10 protein-coding genes are annotated in these 13,762 nt (G+C 59.5%); 6 read left to right on the top strand and 4 right to left on the bottom strand.

Annotation, left to right across the window (positions count from 1 at the left end; all coding sequences use genetic code 11):
* Positions 1-129: 129 nt before the first annotated feature.
* On the bottom strand, positions 130-720 hold the full coding sequence (locus HMPREF2751_RS04715; protein ID WP_049193961.1) for a TetR/AcrR family transcriptional regulator: 591 nt from the start codon (positions 718-720) through the stop codon (positions 130-132).
* A 444-nt stretch (positions 721-1,164) separates the two neighbouring features.
* Here HMPREF2751_RS04715 and polA point away from each other — a divergent pair, with 444 nt between their 5' ends.
* The 4 genes from polA to coaE all read left to right on the top strand — a co-directional run bounded on the left by polA (position 1,165) and on the right by coaE (position 7,719).
* Positions 1,165-3,810, top strand: a complete 2,646-nt coding sequence (gene polA, locus HMPREF2751_RS04710; RefSeq protein ID WP_070595657.1) for a DNA polymerase I — start codon at positions 1,165-1,167, stop codon at positions 3,808-3,810.
* 282 nt (positions 3,811-4,092) lie between these two features.
* Positions 4,093-5,556: a 30S ribosomal protein S1 gene (gene rpsA / locus HMPREF2751_RS04705; RefSeq protein WP_005510285.1), complete on the top strand. Its 1,464-nt coding sequence runs from the start codon at positions 4,093-4,095 to the stop codon at positions 5,554-5,556.
* A 378-nt stretch (positions 5,557-5,934) separates the two neighbouring features.
* Positions 5,935-7,044 carry a glutathione S-transferase family protein gene (locus HMPREF2751_RS04700; protein ID WP_371325898.1) on the top strand — a complete coding sequence of 370 codons (1,110 nt, stop codon included), beginning with the start codon at positions 5,935-5,937 and terminating at the stop codon, positions 7,042-7,044.
* Between the two features lie 33 nt (positions 7,045-7,077).
* Positions 7,078-7,719, top strand: coding sequence for a dephospho-CoA kinase (coaE, locus tag HMPREF2751_RS04695; protein ID WP_070595580.1), 642 nt, complete (start codon positions 7,078-7,080; stop codon positions 7,717-7,719).
* Here coaE and HMPREF2751_RS04690 read toward each other — a convergent pair.
* The 3 genes from HMPREF2751_RS04690 to HMPREF2751_RS04680 form a co-directional block, all read right to left on the bottom strand.
* Positions 7,652-8,866 carry an aminotransferase class I/II-fold pyridoxal phosphate-dependent enzyme gene (locus HMPREF2751_RS04690; protein WP_070595578.1) on the bottom strand — a complete coding sequence of 405 codons (1,215 nt, stop codon included), beginning with the start codon at positions 8,864-8,866 and terminating at the stop codon, positions 7,652-7,654. The two genes, coaE and HMPREF2751_RS04690, sit on opposite strands and share 68 nt — an antisense overlap.
* A 104-nt stretch (positions 8,867-8,970) precedes the next feature.
* Positions 8,971-9,660 (bottom strand): hypothetical protein, encoded by a 690-nt coding sequence (locus tag HMPREF2751_RS04685; protein WP_240593373.1) that lies wholly within the window; start codon positions 9,658-9,660, stop codon positions 8,971-8,973.
* Between the two features lie 94 nt (positions 9,661-9,754).
* Positions 9,755-10,639, bottom strand: a complete 885-nt coding sequence (locus HMPREF2751_RS04680) for a DUF559 domain-containing protein (protein ID WP_049193954.1) — start codon at positions 10,637-10,639, stop codon at positions 9,755-9,757.
* Positions 10,640-11,037: 398 nt separating this feature from the next.
* On the opposite strand from HMPREF2751_RS04680, the gene uvrB reads away from it, so the two are divergent.
* A complete protein-coding gene (gene uvrB / locus HMPREF2751_RS04675; protein WP_016422912.1) occupies positions 11,038-13,170 on the top strand; it encodes an excinuclease ABC subunit UvrB in 2,133 nt (710 codons plus the stop codon).
* Positions 13,171-13,302: 132 nt separating this feature from the next.
* Positions 13,303-13,743: a universal stress protein gene (locus HMPREF2751_RS04670; RefSeq protein WP_005511992.1), complete on the top strand. Its 441-nt coding sequence runs from the start codon at positions 13,303-13,305 to the stop codon at positions 13,741-13,743.
* Positions 13,744-13,762: the final 19 nt, after the last annotated feature.

Here is a 13,762-nt window from a genome sequence, read left to right as displayed (position 1 = left end):
CACAAAACAAAAAAGCAGCGCCTGGGGTGGCGCTGCTGATTCAGTGAGTTACGCAGGAGTAGTCGGTGGTAGTGGGTGGTGGCAGTGGGCAGTGGGCAGTGGAGCTGCTTCCTTGGCCGTGCTCAGTTCTTAGCCGTGCTCGATGATTTGCTGCAGGCAGCTGCCCAGGGCCTCAACCGAAATCCTCGGCGCGTTGGCCTCATCAATCAGACCAGTATCAGAAAGAACTAGGTATCCGACGCAGAGGGAAATAGCCATCTGGCTGCGGTGCACAGCAGCGTCGTGGCTAACGTCTTCCGGTCCGTCCTCTTCGACGCGGCGAATCAAGTCATCTGCAACAGCTTCATTGAACCGCTCGGCGATGACTTTTGCGGTTTCCTCGGAGTCGAGGGATCCGACAATCAGTGGAATCATGGACTGTCCGGCCATTCCTTGACCAGTCAAAATAGCGCTGGCCATCCGCTGGCCAAGTTCATTGAAGGGAGCTCGGCTGAGTGTGCCTTTGAACTGGCTGAAGTCAATCAGTTCGGCCATGAGACCTTCTTTGGAGCCGAAGTACTTGATGATGAGCGGCGCGCTAACGCCCGCATCGCTGGCAATTTCCTTCAGCGGCACGCTTCGCAAAGGCTTGCGCGCGAAGTGCCGAGCTGCAGCCGCGATGATGCGCTCGCGGGTGGACTGGGCGCTCCGTTGGAAATCGGTCGAATCGAACTCACTCATGCTGAAGAGTCTAAAGCCATGAAAGCGTAACTACGCCAATTGATTTCAGAGGCATGCGCAGGACGTGGTGATATGTTTTCGCGGCCACCTCAAAGAGGGGGTAATTTCTAGGTGCCTCATTTGGGGCAGGTTCCGTGCATGCTGTTGAACAATCGCTGGAAAATATGGAAAAACTCCAGGAAAATAAGGCGAATATTAAAGTTGGATTACAGCATTTCGGAAACTGAAACCAGGTGCCAAGCGACGCTCGAGAGGCTCACTCTTGCGAATCACTGTTCAGGTGGACTAAGGGGCTGCTGAATCCGTTTCAAAATGCAGCCTGATTACCGTAATTATTGTTCACTGAAGCTGACCGGCCAACAGCTCATCCTCCGCAGCCCGCGATTCCTCAGCGCGCATCTCAGTTTTCCTACGCTGTTCAATATTTTCCTACACTGGGATGTCATGAAGAAGACCCTCATGCTTATCGACGGTCATTCCATGGCCTTCCGCGCGTTCTTTGCCCTTCCGGTGGATAATTTCTCAACCACCGGTGGTCAGACAACGAACGCGGTGTACGGCTTCCTTTCTATGCTGTCCAATATCCTCAGCGAGGAAAAGCCCACGCACGTGGCGGTCGCCTTCGATGTCGCCCGCGAGACCTTCCGCAACGAGATCTTCCCGGAGTATAAGGCTCAGCGTGAGAAGACTCCTGAGGAATTCCGTGGTCAGGTGCCGCTTATTCAGCAGGTGCTGAAAGAGATGGGCATCGTCACGCTGGAAAAGGACAACTACGAGGCCGACGACATTATCGCGACGTTGGCTACCCAAGCCAAGCCTGAGGGCTTCGAAACGCTCATCGTCACTGGTGACCGTGACTCGTTCCAGTTGGTCAACGACACCACGACGGTGCTTTATCCAATGCGCGGCGTCACCACGCTGCATCGCTTCACGCCTGCTGCTATCGAGAAGAAGTACGGTCTGACGCCGACTCAGTACCCGGATTTCGCGGCTCTCCGCGGCGACCCCTCCGACAATCTCCCGGGCATTCCGGGGGTCGGCGAGAAGACCGCGACGAAGTGGATCGTTCAGTACGGCACGCTGGCAAACCTCATCGACCACGCTGACGAAATCCGCGGCAAAGTCGGCGATAACTTCCGCGAGCGCGTCGCAAACGTCCAGCTGAACCGCGACATCACCGAAATGGTCAAGGATCTGCCCTTGCCGTACGGTCCGAACGAGCTCGAGCTCCGTCCCGCCGACGCCCAGGGAATCATCGACTTCTTCGACCGCCTCGAATTCGGCGACAACCTTCGCGAACGCGTCTTCCGCACCCTTTCCATCGAAGGCGCGGGCGTCACCGCCTCCACCAGCGACAGTGCGACAAAGCTCGAGGCTGTTTCGCTTGACGACGGCGCCCTGGCTGCCTGGCTCGATAATCTGCACGAGCCGGCCGCGTTGCAGGTCGGGGAGCACACCCTGATGATTGGCTCCGCAGATGAGAAGGGCAAGACCTCCGGCCAGGCTGTTTCTCTCGACTTGGGTGATCTTTCCGCCGAAGATGCCGACGCACTGCGCGAGTGGCTCGCTGGCGACCATCCGAAGCTGGTGCATGACTCTAAAACGGCCATGCATGCACTCTGGAACTACGACTTCGAGCTGGCCGGGGTCATCCACGACACCTTCCTGGCTGCGTATCTGCTGCGCCCAAGCCAGCGCAGCTACAGCTTGGACAACGTCGTCCAGCGTCACCTGGGCCAGACTCTTTCGCAGGCCGAGGGCCAGATGACCCTGCTCGATGGCCCGGCCGAAGACGCTTCCCATGTCGCCGCCGTCATCGACCTGGCTGAGCGATTGGCTGTCGAACTCGACGAGGCCGGGCTCTACAGTGTGTACGCCGACCTGGAAGTCCCGCTCGCCCCAGTGCTGGGTCGGATGGAGCGTGCCGGTATCGCTGTCGATGTTGATGCGCTCGAGGAGCTCCGAAAGCAGGCGCAGGCGGCTACCGATGAGGCGGAGAGTGAGGCTCGCAACCTCGTCGATAAGCCTGAGCTGAATCTCGGATCGCCGAAGCAGTTGCAAGAGGTCCTGTTTGACCAGCTGGGAATGCCCAAGACAAAGAAGACGAAGACGGGCTATTCCACGGCGGCGAAGGAAATTGAGGGGCTGGCGAAGGTCAACCCGCATCCGTTCCTGGATTACCTGTTGAAGTTCCGCGAGTCGCAGAAGATGAAGTCGACCGTGGAGGGGCTGATTAAGGCTGTCGCTGATGATGGCCGTATTCATACGACTTTTAATCAGGCGGTCGCGGCGACGGGGCGTCTGTCGTCGACGGAGCCGAATCTGCAGAACATCCCGGTGCGCACGGAGTTCGGGCGACGGATTCGTGAGGCGTTCGTGGTCGGCGATGGCTATGAGCAGCTGATCACCGCGGACTACTCGCAGATTGAGATGCGCGTGATGGCGCACCTATCGCAGGATCCGGGGCTGATTGAGGCCTACCGCCAGGGCGAGGACCTGCATAACTACGTCGGCTCGAAGGTCTTCGGCGTCGGCATCGATGAGGTTACGCCCGAGCTGCGTCGTCGTGTAAAGGCGATGAGCTACGGATTGGCTTATGGTCTGAGCGCTTTTGGTCTGGCTCAGCAGCTCGACATTCCGCAGCGCGAGGCGAAGAAGCTCATGGAGGACTACTTCGAGCGCTTCGGCGGCGTGCGCGATTATCTGCACAAGGTTGTTGAGCAGGCGCGTAAGGACGGCTTTACGGCCACGATGTTCGATCGTCGTCGCTACCTGCCGGAACTCAACGCCGACAACCGCATCGCTCGCGATAACGCGGAACGTGCGGCTTTGAACTCGCCGATCCAGGGCTCGGCGGCAGACATTATTAAGATTGCAATGCTCCGGGTCGACGATGCTTTACGACGGGGCGGGTTGCGCTCACGTGTCCTCCTGCAGGTTCATGACGAACTGGTTGTGGAAGTTGCAGATGGGGAAGAGGAAGCCATCAAGGAGCTGCTGCATCGGGAGATGGACTCGGCGGCTGAATTGTTGGTGCCGTTGGATGTTTCTATCGGTGCTGGTGTGAACTGGGATACTGCTGCGCATTAGTGGTGCGAAGGTCGGGCCGTAGTGCTGGTCGGCGGACTTGTTGCGGGCTTGCCGCGGATGTGTTGCGGACTTGAATGTCGCAGCTCAAATCGGTATTGTTCGCTAGGTATGCATTAGCGTGCCGACTTTGCAGCCTCGAGCTTCGGGGATACCGGGTTAACTAATTGCCAATGGCGAGATTCGCCGAAAGCGGATTTGGCCCGGTTGTCCAGGAGTTTCTTTGAGGGGCAAGGCCGAAATTGTCCGTTTTTCGATTTCTATCCGCTTCGGAGCACATCTTATATGTCCACTTCTAACGTCCCTCAGGTTGCCATCAACGACATTGGCACCGCTGAGGATTTCCTGGCCGCTGTCGACTCGACGATGAAGTACTTCAACGATGGTGACATCGTTGAGGGCACCGTCGTTAAGGTTGACCGCGACGAGGTTCTTCTCGACATCGGCTACAAGACTGAAGGTGTCATTCCTTCCCGCGAACTGTCCATCAAGCACGATGTCGACCCTGACGAAGTGGTCGAAGTTGGCGATGAGATCGACGCGCTGGTCCTGACCAAGGAAGACAAGGAAGGCCGCCTCATCCTGTCCAAGAAGCGCGCTCAGTACGAGCGTGCTTGGGGCACCATCGAGCAGCTCAAGGAGAACGACGAGCCGGTTACCGGTACCGTCATCGAGGTCGTCAAGGGCGGCCTGATCCTCGACATCGGCCTGCGCGGCTTCCTGCCGGCTTCCCTCGTCGAGATGCGTCGTGTCCGCGACCTCCAGCCGTACATCGGCCAGGAGATCGAGGCCAAGATCATCGAGCTCGACAAGAACCGCAACAACGTCGTTCTGTCCCGCCGTGCATGGCTCGAGCAGACCCAGTCTGAGGTCCGCTCTGAGTTCCTGCACCAGCTGCAGAAGGGCCAGGTCCGCAAGGGTGTCGTTTCCTCCATCGTCAACTTCGGCGCATTCGTCGATCTCGGCGGTGTTGACGGCCTGGTTCACGTTTCCGAGCTGTCCTGGAAGCACATCGACCACCCGTCCGAGGTTGTCCAGGTTGGCGACGAGGTCACCGTCGAGGTTCTCGAGGTCGACCTGAACCGCGAGCGCGTTTCCCTGTCCCTGAAGGCTACTCAGGAAGATCCGTGGCGCGTCTTCGCCCGTACTCACGCAATCGGCCAGATTGTTCCGGGCAAGGTCACCAAGCTGGTTCCGTTCGGTGCGTTCGTCCGCGTCGAGGAGGGCATCGAGGGCCTGGTTCACATCTCCGAGCTGGCTTCCCGCCACATCGATGTTCCGGACCAGATCGTCTCCGTCGACGAGCAGGTCATGGTCAAGGTCATCGACATCGACCTCGAGCGTCGTCGTATCTCCCTGTCCCTCAAGCAGGCTGACGAGGACTTCACCGAAGAGTTCGACCCGACCAAGTACGGCATGGGCGACTCCTACGACGAGCAGGGCAACTACATCTTCCCGGAGGGCTTCGACCCGGAGACCAACGAGTGGATGGAGGGCTTCGAGACCCAGCGCGCAGAGTGGGAGGCTCGCTACGCAGAGGCAGAGCGTCACCACCAGCTGCACGCTGCCCAGATCGAGCGTCACCGCGCTGCAGCTGCCGAGGCTGCAGAGACCGCTTCGAACTACTCCTCCGAGTCCGGCGAGGCAGCTCCGGCTGCTCCGGCCGCACCGGCTGCAGACAATGCAGGCGGCACCCTGGCTTCCGACGAGCAGCTCGCTGCTCTGCGCGAGAAGCTGGCTGGCAACTAAGCTAGACCGCTAAGGGCTTACACGTCCCTTTGAGAAATTGCCCCGGCGAGGTTTTCCTCGCTGGGGCTTTTTCGTGCCTTCTTTGCTTTACGACGGGCACCTGCTCGGCCTTGTTCTTATAGCGGCGGCTTGGGGGGTTGCTGCATCTTTGGTCCGGGTGATGGAGCTTTGGGCCATGAAGGGGGCACCGCTGTTGCCTAGGGCGGGCTTACGCTTCACCAGAAGTAGTTTGCTGCACAGTAACCGGCTACTGGCGAAGCGCAAGCCGTCCTAATGGCCCTAATGACTCTAATGCCCCGGTGGTCCTGTCGACTTTGGTGGCTCTGGCGGTCTTTACTGCCGTTGACAGCCTATCTTTCTGCCCATATGATTGGTGACATGACAACAAAGGACGAAGCCAAGCAGGTAGATAACGCTAACCAGGTAGAGGATTCCTCCCACTCCACCGGTGGTGTGTACTCCCAGGAGGGCAAGGACTTTAACCGCGACACCCGCTATATCAACGACCGCATTGTTAAGAACGGTCGCGAGGTAGGCGACGGAATTAAGACGTGGCCCGTTGAAGCCGGTCGCTACCGCCTTGTTGCAGCTCGCGCCTGCCCGTGGGCGCATCGCACGCTTATCGTTCGCAGGCTGCTCGGCCTGGAAGATGCAATTTCAGTCGGAATTCCAGGGCCAGTTCACGATGCCCGCTCCTGGACATTCGACAAGGGACCAGGTGGCCGTGACGAAGTACTAGGCTACGAACGCCTCCAGGAGGCATTCCTCAAGCGTTTCCCGGACTACCAGCGTGGCATTACTGTTCCGGCCATCGTCGAGATCGAGTCGGGCGAGGTCGTGACCAATGACTTCCCCTGGATTACCTTGGACTTCATTACCGAGTGGACCGAGTTCCACCGCGAAGGCGCCCCGAATCTTTACCCGGTGGAGATGCGCGAGGAAATGGATGAGCTCATGCAGTTCATCTACACCGAGATCAACAACGGCGTCTATCGCTGCGGTTTCGCAGGCTCGCAGGAGTCCTACGACAAGGCCTACGACCGACTGTTCAGTGCCCTAGACAAGGTTTCTGAGCGCTTAGAGACCCGCCGTTACCTCATGGGCGACCACATCACTGAGGCCGACATTCGCCTTTACACGACCCTGATCCGCTTCGATGCCGTCTACCACGGCCACTTCAAGTGCAACCGGAGCAAGATCTCCGAGATGCCGGTTCTTTACAACTACCTGCGTGATCTCTTCCAAACTCCGGGCTTCGGCGACACCACTGACTTCGTCGATATCAAGCGCCATTACTACGAGGTCCACCGCGATCTCAATCCTTTAGGGATTGTCCCGAAGGGCCCGGAGCTCTCCGGCCTGCTCCAGCCGCACGGCCGTGAGGCCCTTGGTGGCAGCCCATTCGGTGACGGCACCGCCCCGGCCCCAGTCAACCCAGATCCCGTTGAAGAGGGGCACCGCATCGAGGATCTCGTCGTAAAGCACTAACGTGCGGGGGCGTGTCCACGTACCCTTAGAGTCATGCTCAAAGTAGGACTAACCGGCGGCATGGGCAGTGGGAAATCTACGGTCGCCCGTAGGTTTGCCGAGCTCGGTGCTGTCATCATCGACGCTGATCAGATCGCTCGCGATGTCGTCGAACCCGGGGAACCGGCGCTGGCCGAACTCGCCGAAGCTTTCGGCGGGGGCATTTTGCTTGACGACGGCTCCCTCAACCGCGGCGAACTTGCGAAGCGGGCCTTCGTATCTGCGGAGAAGACGGAGCTGCTGAACTCCATTACCCACCCGCGTATTGAGCAGCGCACCGAAGAGCAGTTCAACGCGGCAGGTGACGCCATCATTGTTTTTGACTCTCCGCTGTTGATTGAAATGGGGCAGTCGGAAGCACAGGACCTCGTCGTAGTTGTGCATACCCCGGTGGAGGTCCGTCTCGACCGTCTGGTGGAAAGCCGCGGTGTAGACCGAGAGGATGCGAAGCAGCGCATCGCTAAGCAAATCAGCGATGATAAGCGCCTGCAGTTCGCCGACGTAGTTCTGGAAAACTCAGGCACCGAGGAGGACCTCGTGCGCCAGGTCGACCGGATTTGGGAGCGGATTATTCAGCCGCTGAATCAGATTCGTCAGCTGCAGGCCGGGCAGCAAGATAATTCCGCAGCCGGGTGATAGCCTTCTCAATCACCTCGGCGCGCTTGCAGAAAGCGAACCGCACCAGGTAGCGGTACTTTTCTGACTCTGGGTCATCCACAAAAGCGGTGACGGGGATGGCTGCGACGCGGCATTCCTTGACCAGGCGGGTGCAGGTCTCCAGGGCGTCGCCAAGCCCCCAGCTCGAGACATCGGCGACGACAAAATACCCTGCCTGCGGCGTGAAGGCATCGGCGCCAAGGCCCTCCAAGCCCTCGGCGAGGAGCCGCATGTTGCCCTCGAGCTGACCTGCCAGCTCGTCCACCCATGGGGCACATTCCTGCAGGCCACGGGCGACTGCGGGCTGAAGGGGAGTGGCGCCGACATAGCTCAAGAACTGCTTGGCCTTGACGACGCCATCGAGTAGCTCAGTCGGGGCGAGCGCCCAGCCAATCTTCCAGCCGGTGACGTTGAAGGTTTTTGCGGCACTGGACACGACAATGGTCCGCTCGCGCATGCCGGGCAGAGCGCTGATGGAAGAGTGTGACAATCCGTTGAAGTACAGGCGTTCGTAGACTTCGTCGGCAAGCACGAGTAGATGGTTTGCGATGGCGACATCGGCGATGGCCTGCAAGTCCTCGTCCGCGAGGACGGTGCCGGTGGGGTTGTGCGGCGAATTGATGATGATCATGGCCGTTTTGGCGGTGACGGCATCGGCAAGCGCGCTGCGGTCGAGCGACCAGGAGCGTGCCGTGCCGGAAGCTGCGGGGATGAGCGGCACCGCGGTATATGTGCAGTTAGCCAGTGCGATGGCGGCTTTGTACGAGTCGTAGTACGGCTCGATGACGATGACGTGGCTGCCGGGTTCGAGATGCCCCAAGGTGGTGGCGGCAATCGCCTCCGTGGCACCGACCGTGACGAGGCATTCGGTGTCGGCATCGTAGACCTGCCCCGTGCGGCGGGCGCGATCGGCGACGATAGCCTCGCGGAGCACCTTCATGCCGCGGCCGGGGCCGTACTGGTTGTTTCCGCCAGCTATCTGATGCCTCGCCTCCGCGAGCACCTCGTCCGGCCCATCCCAGTCGGGGAAGCCCTGTCCAAGATTGATTGCCTCGTGCTCAGTGGCGAGGCGGGACATGGTGGCGAAGATGGTCTCGCCGAAGGGGCGCAAGCGGGAAACGGTCATGGTTTCACTGTAGGCGGGAGTTTGCGGGCTTGTTGCGATTCCCCATCGGCGAATCGCGGCTGGCGGCCAGCAGTTGCACCGACTGCCGACCGCCACCTGGTGCGCTAGTACATGTAAATCTTCGCGTTGTTGCCGCCGGTGCACACGACAACGTCGTCTTGTGTGCTGCAGCTGAGGTCGTAGGTCTTCCCGGTCGCGGGACTCTTGGCCTTGATGTTTGGCTGCAGGTGGTCGCGGATATTGTCCTCCGAGGCGTTAAGCCCCTCGGTCTGCTGGTTGAAAACGGCCTTCGCAAAGTCGCAGCTGGTATTCGGGCCCGCCGCGATGAGGTTGAGGCCGTACCCATCGCCGTAGATGCAGGTGGTTGCCTGTTCGCCGGCCGCCATGAAGGTAGATCCCGGCGAGGGGTTGTTGTAGATTTCAGCGGTCATGTCCTGACGAAGCCGGCTCCCGTCGCCGTTGTCGCCTCTTTCGCTTGACGACGTCGACGCGCCACCAGTCTCCGCCGTCGATGTATCGCCTCCCTGGTCCGGTGCAGAACCGGTTGGGTTTGGCGTGTTGCCCGAACTCTTGTCAGACACGCCATCCTCGGTCTGAGTAACGGTAGTGGTTTCAACCGGAGCAGCAGATTCGGGCGCTGCTTCAGTTTCCTGTGTTGAGCAGGCGGTGAAAGCCAATGCGGTGGTAGCGAGGATGCCGGCCACAAGGGCTCGGTGTGAGGTTGCTTTTCGAGTGGTGGAACCTGGGCGAGTCGTAGCGGGCGTGTGGACTGGTGTGCGGCGCGAAGTGTTCATAGGCGCCAGGCTAGTTGCTGTTCGGTCAGTTTTCATTACAAAATAAATAACAATTTGGCAAGTGGATGGCTGTTTATCTCGCGATATCGGCTGTTTATCGCTGCTTATTGGCGTAGCCAACCGTTGGATTCCATTCCCAAACTTTCTGACAGGCAGGCCATCCTGGTTTATAGTCCACGCGGGGACGGCGCTTTTGCACCCATCGAATTGCCTGCTCGATTTCGTCGAGGACACTGTCGAGATTCCAATTGATGCATGAGTCTGTGAACCGCAGGACTATCCAGCCGTGCAGCGTGCCGGAGTTGGCCTTCCAGCGATCTGCGATGAACGAGTCCTCGTTAGCGTGGTACGTCTCTGAGTCGACTTCGATAGCTATTTTCCACTGGTCAAGCAGGATGTCGAAGCAGTAGGGGCCGATGTACTGGTTCATTCGGATGCGGTACCCGCGCTTGATTAGTGGACGGGCCAGCTTGCGCTCGAGTTCGCTGCATGAGCCGATTGGCGTGGTGGCGATGGTTTCACGCAGCCAGGCGGGAACTTTCCGCATCCGGCTGAGGTCGTGGTTGAGTCGCTTCTCGCCGTCCCGGCCGGCGTAGTGTGTTTCCAGGATTCTGCGTGCATAGTCTTTTGAAGCTCGTGCTGCCCAGAGTGCTTCGACAACTGGGAGGCCATTGATGCTGGTGTAGGACGGTAGGCGGCTGTGCCTAATGGAGAAGGTCTCGGCCTGAACTGATCCCGCGCCTTCTGCCTGGATAGGAAGTGTCAGGGGAAGTCTCAAGTGGATTTGAGCTGCGCTTTTACCGGTTAGCGCAATGCTTTTGTAATGCCCCGTGATTGCTCGGGCGACTGAGGCGGGAGAGTGGTCGTCAATGTAGAGGCCACGTACCAATTTAATTAGCCTGCCTTGTTGTAGGAGGGCTCTGGTCTTTTTCTCTCCGATGCCGAGTGCACGCAACTCGGCCGTGGTGAAACTTCCCATGGTCGGGACTCTAAGCTTTTTCGGCCCAGGGGATTTTCTGTGAGAGAGGCTCCACGTCCAATCTGTGGACAACTTTCAGGGTGTGGATAACCCAGGCCTCCCGCAGCCTTGCAGCCTTGCAGCCTCGCAGCCGCAGCCGCGGACCATCGATAAGACGGCTTGCGCTTCACCAGGAGTCAGTCCATGCGCACTAAGGGCCAGCTGGTGAAGCGGAACCCGCCTTTGCTGGCCTGGCAGCGACTTTATGCCAGCCTTGTCCAAATCTGTGCCGATTTTAATGTTGGTCCGGAACTCGACAGCCGCTCCTAAGCCCCTGGGCCCCAGCCCTGGACAGCCCAAAGCCCCAGGAAGTAACGTAACCAGCCGCTTTCAAGACAGCCTTCGCTACGCTGGGAACTATGGCATTTGCAGCAGAGCAACCCGTCCTCGCGCACTCGGAGTTCCGTCCCGTCGGTGAAGTCGAGCGCGCTGAGGGAAACTTCGAGGTCATCAGCGAGTTCGAGCCCTCGGGCGACCAGCCGCAGGCAATCGCGGAACTGTCGGAGCGCCTAGATAGAGGCGAGCGCGAGGTAGTCCTGATGGGTGCCACGGGCACCGGTAAGTCAGCCACCGCAGCGTGGTTGATCGAAAAGGTGCAGCGGCCAACCCTCGTCATGGCACCGAACAAGACGCTTGCGGCCCAGCTGGCCAATGAGCTCCGCAGCCTGCTGCCAAACAACGCGGTCGAGTACTTCGTTTCGTACTACGACTACTACCAACCCGAGGCCTACATCGCGCAGACCGATACCTATATTGAAAAGGATTCCTCCATCAACGAGGACGTGGAGCGCCTGCGCCACTCGGCTACTTCAGCGCTGCTGTCGCGTCGCGACGTAGTCGTCGTCAGCTCTGTTTCTTGCATCTATGGCCTGGGTACCCCGCAGTCATACCTCGACCGTTCGGTGTGGCTGAAGGAGGGCGAGGAAGTCGACCGCGACCAGTTCCTGCGCCTTTTGGTGGACATTCAGTACGCCCGCAATGACATTGCCTTTACCCGCGGCACCTTCCGAGTAAAAGGTGACGTGGTCGATATCATCCCGGCCTACGAAGAAAAGGCCGTGCGGGTGGAGTTCTTCGGCGACGAGATTGATTCGCTGTACTACCTCAATCCAGTCACAGGCGACGTCATCGACCAAGTCCCTGAGCTGCGCATCTTCCCAGCTACGCACTACGTCGCAGGCCCGGAGCGGATGGAACGGGCCGTCGCGGACATCAAGGCCGAACTCGCCGAACGCCTGGCGGATCTGGAAAACCGGGGCAAGTTGCTGGAAGCACAGCGTCTGCGCATGCGCACGGAGTACGACCTCGAAATGATTGAACAGGTCGGCTTCTGCTCCGGCATTGAGAACTACTCGCGCCACATCGATGGTCGCGCGCCGGGCTCGGCCCCCGCGACGCTCATTGACTATTTCCCGGAGGACTTCCTCACCATCATCGATGAGTCGCACGTCACCGTGCCACAGATTGGCGGCATGTTCGAGGGCGACGCTTCCCGTAAGCGCAACCTCGTCGACTTCGGTTTCCGCCTCCCATCGGCGCTGGATAACCGCCCGCTGACGTTCGACGAATTCGATGCCCGCGTGGGCCAGGTCGTGTTCATGTCCGCAACGCCGGGTGACTATGAGCTCGAAAAGACCGGTGGAGAGTATGTGGAGCAGGTCATTCGTCCGACTGGGCTGGTGGACCCCAAGATCGTCGTTAAGCCTACTGAGGGGCAGATTGATGATCTGATCGGCGAGATCCGAAAGCGCACCGAGCGTGACGAGCGCGTTCTCGTGACCACCCTGACGAAGAAGATGGCGGAGGACCTGACCGACTACCTGCTCGAAAATGGTGTGCAGGTGCGGTACATGCACTCGGATGTGGATACGCTCAAGCGCGTTGAGCTGCTGCGACAGTTGCGGCTCGGCGAGTACGACGTGCTGGTCGGCATTAACCTGCTGCGCGAGGGCCTCGACCTGCCCGAGGTTTCGCTGGTGGCAATCCTCGACGCCGACAAGGAGGGGTTCCTGCGTTCGGAGCGCTCGTTGATTCAGACGATTGGTCGTGCCGCGCGAAACGTCTCCGGCGAGGTGCACATGTACGCCGACAAGATCACCGATTCCATGCGGTTCGCCATCGACGAGACGGAGCGCCGCCGCGAAAAGCAGATTGCTTACAACACTGAGCATGGCATCGATCCGCAGCCGCTGCGCAAGAAGATCGCGGACATTCTGGATCAGGTCTACGACAACGCTGACACCGATTACGAAGGCAAGACCGGTGCGGCCGCTGATGCGCTGCTCTCGCGTGCCGACGGCTCGGGCGCGGCCGATGGTGCTAGCGGTAAGCAGATGCCGAGGGCGGAGCTTGAGGCGCTTATCGCGGACCTGTCGGAGCAGATGGCCGCGGCTGCGCGAGAGTTGAAGTTCGAGCTCGCGGGGCGCTTGCGCGATGAGATTTTCGACCTCAAGAAGGAACTTAAGGGGATGATTGAGGCCGGTGTCGAGTAGTTTTTTGCTACTGTTGTGGGAAGTAAAACAGTGTATTCGCGAAAGTGGCTCTGGCCAGTGGGTTCGGGGCAACGACGGCGTTACGCACGATGAACTGTTTTAATGCAACTTCCACAGTGAGGGATAGTTTTCATGAGTGATTACAAGACCATTGTTGTCGGCACGGATGGTTCTAAGTCGTCGCTGCTCGCAGTAGAGCGCGCTGCCTCGATTGCCGCGGCTTTCGATGCCACCCTGGTTATCGGCTGCGCTTACTACGAGACTGCAGAGGATGCGTCCAAGACCCTGCGCCAGGATTCGGTTCAGGTCCTCGGTGATGACCCGGCTCAGAAGAACCTGGCTGCTGCTAAGGAGGCCGCAGAAGCCGTCGGCGCTACCAAGGTTGAGACCGAGGTTCGTTCCGGCTCCCCGGTTGAGGCTCTGATGTCTCTGGTCACTGACCGTCGCGCTGACCTGCTGGTGGTTGGCAACCGCGGTATTAACTCGCTGACTGGTCGTCTGCTGGGCTCCGTGCCGGCTGATGTTGCTCGTCAGTCGGACTGTGACGTCATGATTGTTCACACTGTGAGCTAACAAAACGGTGAGCTAGTAG

The organism is Corynebacterium sp. HMSC063G05, from assembly GCF_001810555.1.
In the GTDB taxonomy this organism is placed as follows: domain Bacteria; phylum Actinomycetota; class Actinomycetes; order Mycobacteriales; family Mycobacteriaceae; genus Corynebacterium; species Corynebacterium jeikeium_D.
This window is presented reverse-complemented; position numbering and strand designations above follow the sequence as displayed.

Bases quoted from the DNA above. Each gene is read 5' to 3' on its own strand.
- HMPREF2751_RS04715 (WP_049193961.1), bottom strand. From the start codon at position 720: ATGAGTGAGTTCGATTCGACCGATTTCCAACGGAGCGCCCAGTCCACC.
- polA (WP_070595657.1), top strand. From the start codon at position 1,165: ATGAAGAAGACCCTCATGCTTATCGACGGTCATTCCATGGCCTTCCGC.
- rpsA (WP_005510285.1), top strand. From the start codon at position 4,093: ATGTCCACTTCTAACGTCCCTCAGGTTGCCATCAACGACATTGGCACC.
- HMPREF2751_RS04700 (WP_371325898.1), top strand. From the start codon at position 5,935: ATGACAACAAAGGACGAAGCCAAGCAGGTAGATAACGCTAACCAGGTA.
- coaE (WP_070595580.1), top strand. From the start codon at position 7,078: ATGCTCAAAGTAGGACTAACCGGCGGCATGGGCAGTGGGAAATCTACG.
- HMPREF2751_RS04690 (WP_070595578.1), bottom strand. From the start codon at position 8,866: ATGACCGTTTCCCGCTTGCGCCCCTTCGGCGAGACCATCTTCGCCACC.
- HMPREF2751_RS04685 (WP_240593373.1), bottom strand. From the start codon at position 9,660: ATGAACACTTCGCGCCGCACACCAGTCCACACGCCCGCTACGACTCGC.
- HMPREF2751_RS04680 (WP_049193954.1), bottom strand. From the start codon at position 10,639: ATGGGAAGTTTCACCACGGCCGAGTTGCGTGCACTCGGCATCGGAGAG.
- uvrB (WP_016422912.1), top strand. From the start codon at position 11,038: ATGGCATTTGCAGCAGAGCAACCCGTCCTCGCGCACTCGGAGTTCCGT.
- HMPREF2751_RS04670 (WP_005511992.1), top strand. From the start codon at position 13,303: ATGAGTGATTACAAGACCATTGTTGTCGGCACGGATGGTTCTAAGTCG.